We start from the raw sequence: 3,977 nt of genomic DNA on the forward strand, positions 1-3,977 counted from the left end.
GTATTAAAACTTCGATACCCCGCCGTGGTTTGAGGCGGTGGTTTCGGTGCCGACGGTGAAGCGGCGACAGGCGCCGATTGGGCGGGTGCGGGCGGCGGCGCTTGCACGGCTTCCGGAGTCGCAACAACAGCTCCGCTGGCTTCGGACGGAACCGGCGGTTTCTCGCCTGGATCACCCCTTGGCGGTATGCCATTGAGAATAGCCGCCACGCCGTCGGGCGTTGCATACGAATCGACCAGCGGGCCGATTAGCGCCGCGCCAATCATGGCGCCGATGATCGCTAACGGATTGCCGCTCTTCTGTATGTCGATTTTTCGGGTCAGCAACTGTCCGACCTGATCCTTCAGGCTTTCACGCAGCAGCGGAAAGTCGACGTACTGATTCACAGTTTGAGCGTCACGGGCGTCGGCGGCACGCTTCAGCCGGTCGAGCGCGATATACGGCGATGCATAGATCACACCGAGCATTGCCACGACAATAACAACCACTAACGCAATAACAACGGACTTGCTGGTACGGGACAGGGGCATACGCGTGGGGCCTTGGGGCCGATGAGGTGGACGCGGCTCGAAATGCAAGAGTTGTGGCCAGAGGAGAGGCCAAAGACGGCCAAAAACGACTCAACCCTTAGATGGACCGCACCGGCGCCAGAACTATCCCCGCGGATTTACCGCTGCTTAAATATCAGGTAAGCAATCCGCCTTCAACACCAGCCCGTTCTTCGTCGATACAGCGGTCGATCATGCGCGATACCGCTTCGATATTGCCGACCATGATGACCCGCGACTCGCCGCGATAAACCCGCACTGGCGCACGTTGCTCAGATTGCGTATGCACCGATGTGCTCAACGAAACCCGGGCGAACGCGGGTTGCCGCGAGGGCAGGACCGGCAGTTCGTCGAAGAGATCGGGAGTATTGGCAGGTTTTTGTGTCTTGCAGGAAATCAGCGAGCGCAGATGCCGCAAACGGCCGAACTCGCGAAATTGCCGAAACGAAAGGGGTGCACGTGCTGTCGGCGCAAACGACGCGGATAAAAAAGAAGCAGAAAACAACCGGGCGAATCGTTCCATGATGTTTCTCCGATAACCGATGACAACCGATGAGAATAGGACGCGCGCCGGTTCATCGCGAATGCGATGTCCGTCACGCTTTATAGGGCTGGAATTCAAGCGCAGCGCGGCTGGGGAGCACTCCCGGAAAACCCGGGACATCCAGAACATCCACCGCCGCTCTGCAAATCAGAAATCAACAAACAGATCAACAAACAGAAAACAAGGCAGAAACTGAAAACCTTGCGGAAATCAAAGCTCGCCGGAGCGAATCAACCCGACCGCAATACCTTCCAGCGCAAAGTCGTCGCTGCCTGATGCAACGAAGATATTCTCGTAATCAGGGTTCTCAGCGATCAGTTCAACGCCATCTGGACGACGTTTCCAGCGTTTCACCGTGACGTCGTCGCCGATCCGGGCTACGACGATCTGCCCGTCCTTCGCCTCGTTTCTTTTCTGCACGGCAAGCAGGTCACCGTCGAAGATGCCTGCGTCGCGCATGGAAAGCCCGCGCACCTTCAAGAGATAGTCCGGTTTGGTGGAGAACAGCGCCGGGTCGCAGGCGTAATGCTTAGAGATGTGTTCCTGCGCGAGGATCGGGCTACCGGCTGCCACGCGCCCGACCAGCGGCAAGGATAATTGCATGATGCTGGCATGCGGCAACGTGAACTGGTGAGGCCCGTCGTCAAGGCTGCCATTAGTCAGCAAGCGAATGCCGCGCGATGAACCCGCTGCCAGCTCGATCACCCCTTTACGCGCCAGCGCCCGAAGATGCTCTTCGGCGGAATTAGCCGAGCTAAAACCGAGTTCGGCTGCGATCTCGGCGCGCGTTGGCGGAAACCCCGTGCGTTCGATAGCCCGCTGGATCAGTTCGAAAACCTCTTGCTGCCGCGCAGTCAGTTTGCTCATTTTGGTCACGTGCATTTGCCCCTTTATGGCCGGTCGTCCACTGTATGGATGAACAGATGCCTGTAGTTTTATACAGTATTCGGCGCTTTTCAAGCTTTACTTTAAGTTCGACGTCGTCAGAACCACACAGAGGCAACAAACACGGTGCTCCAACGGCTCTTTGATGGCCGCAACGCCGCTTCCAGCCTTCATTAGCACTTTTTGATCTAAAAGAATGAATAACAATTATTTTTAATAATGAAAGCCCGTCGATAGACTCGGCTGCTCAAACACATAAGACGGGGAGCGGGGCAATGCTGAGTCAGAATTCGGGGTGGAGCGCACGTGCAAGGAAGCTGCTTGCCACGGCGGTGATCGGGGCAGCGTCGGTGACTGGAATGACGGCGGGAATGATCGCGCAAGCGCATGCCGACACGTCGTTCCTGAACGTGTCGTACGACCCGACGCGTGAGCTGTACCAAGACTTCAATCAGGCTTTCGGTAAGAAATGGAAGGCTGAAACCGGTGAAACGGTTACGTTCAAGCAGTCGCACGGCGGCTCGGGCGGTCAGGCGCGCTCGGTTCTCGACGGTTTGCAGGCGGACGTGGTGACGCTGGCGCTGGCCTATGACATCGATGCGCTCGCGGCCAAGGGGCTCGTTGCGCAAGACTGGCAGAAGCGCTTGCCGGACAACGCGTCGCCGTACACATCGACGATCGTGTTTCTCGTGCGCAAGGGCAACCCGAAGCAGATCAAGGACTGGCCGGACCTGCTCAAGCCGGGCGTGTCCATCGTGACCCCGAATCCGAAGACATCCGGTGGCGCGCGCTGGAACTATCTCGCGGCGTGGGCATACGCAGAACATCTGCCGGGCGGCAATGCGACGACCGCGAAGGACTTCGTGACCAAGCTCTATAAGAATGCCGGCGTACTGGATTCGGGCGCACGGGGTGCGACCACCAGCTTCGTGCAGCGCGGGCAGGGCGACGTGCTGATCGCGTGGGAAAACGAGGCGTTTTTGTCGCTGAAGGAATTTGGCTCGGACAAGTTCGAGATCGTGGTGCCGTCGGTGAGCATTTTGGCTGAGCCGCCGGTGGCCGTTGTCGACAAGGTCGTGGATCGTCATGGCACGCGCAAGCTGGCTGAGGCTTACCTCAAGTACCTGTATAGCGAGGAAGGTCAGGAGATCGCGGCGCGCAATTTCTATCGGCCGCGTTCCACCGCGGTTCCTGCCGCGCTGACGAAGCAGTTCCCGAAGATCAAGCTCTACACCATTGATGACTCTTTCGGTGGCTGGACCAACGCGCAAAAGACGCATTTCGCCGATGGCGGTGTGTTCGATTCGATCTATCAACCGCAGTAAGCGCTGCAGTAAGCGCTGCAGTAAGCGCTGCAGGTTGAAAAGCAGCATCGCCGGCGCTCATGCGCTCGCGATGCTGTAGTCGTAAAGAAGCTTGAAAAAACACTACGGCCGCATAGACGGCCTGAAATTAACCCGAAGCTCGACCCCGAAGCGCCGTCCCCGCGGCGCGGCGGAACTGGATGATTCACGCATGACGACCTTCACTTTCCGCAAGCCCAGCGCACTGCCGGGCTTCGGCCTGACGCTCGGCATCACGGTGGCGTATTTGAGCCTCGTGGTGCTGATTCCGCTTGCCGCAACCTTCGCCAAGACGGCTACGCTCGATTGGGCGACGTTCGTGCGCGCCGTCACGTCGCCGCGCGTGCTGGCGTCGTATCGGCTGACGTTTACGGCGGCTCTCGGCGGCGCGCTGATCAACGCCGTGTTCGGCTTTCTCGTGGCGTGGGTGCTCGTGCGCTACACGTTCCCGTTCAAACGCGTGGTCGATGCCGTCGTCGATCTGCCGTTTGCGTTACCGACTTCCGTGGCCGGCATTGCGCTCGCCGCGGTGTATGCGCCGAATGGCTGGATCGGCCAGTTTCTTGCGCCACTTGGAATCAAGGTGGCGTTCACGCCATTGGGCGTGCTCGTGGCGCTGACGTTTATCGGCTTGCCATTCGTGGTACGGACCGTGCA

The 3,977-nt window shown here is 58.9% G+C and carries 4 protein-coding genes and 1 pseudogene; 2 read left to right on the forward strand and 3 right to left on the reverse strand.

Features of this window, described 5'->3' with window-relative positions:
- The 3 genes from JWR14_RS35940 to lexA form a co-directional block, all read right to left on the reverse strand.
- A partial coding sequence (locus JWR14_RS35940; protein WP_299719054.1) for a DUF2939 domain-containing protein occupies positions 1-530 on the reverse strand: 530 nt, incomplete at its 3' end.
- A 154-nt stretch (positions 531-684) separates the two neighbouring features.
- Positions 685-1,071: a hypothetical protein gene (locus JWR14_RS35945; RefSeq protein ID WP_299719056.1), complete on the reverse strand. Its 387-nt coding sequence runs from the start codon at positions 1,069-1,071 to the stop codon at positions 685-687.
- Positions 1,072-1,302: 231 nt separating this feature from the next.
- Complete coding sequence (gene lexA, locus JWR14_RS35950) at positions 1,303-1,959, reverse strand: transcriptional repressor LexA (protein ID WP_299719060.1); 657 nt, start codon at positions 1,957-1,959, stop codon at positions 1,303-1,305.
- Positions 1,960-2,252: 293 nt separating this feature from the next.
- Here lexA and JWR14_RS35955 point away from each other — a divergent pair, with 293 nt between their 5' ends.
- Complete coding sequence (locus tag JWR14_RS35955) at positions 2,253-3,302, forward strand: sulfate ABC transporter substrate-binding protein (RefSeq protein WP_299719058.1); 1,050 nt, start codon at positions 2,253-2,255, stop codon at positions 3,300-3,302.
- A gap of 190 nt (positions 3,303-3,492) precedes the next feature.
- Positions 3,493-3,977: pseudogene (locus JWR14_RS35960) on the forward strand (sulfate ABC transporter permease subunit CysT); the annotation flags it as partial.

Origin of the sequence: Caballeronia sp. (assembly GCF_028292365.1) — a bacterium.
Classification (GTDB): domain Bacteria; phylum Pseudomonadota; class Gammaproteobacteria; order Burkholderiales; family Burkholderiaceae; genus Caballeronia.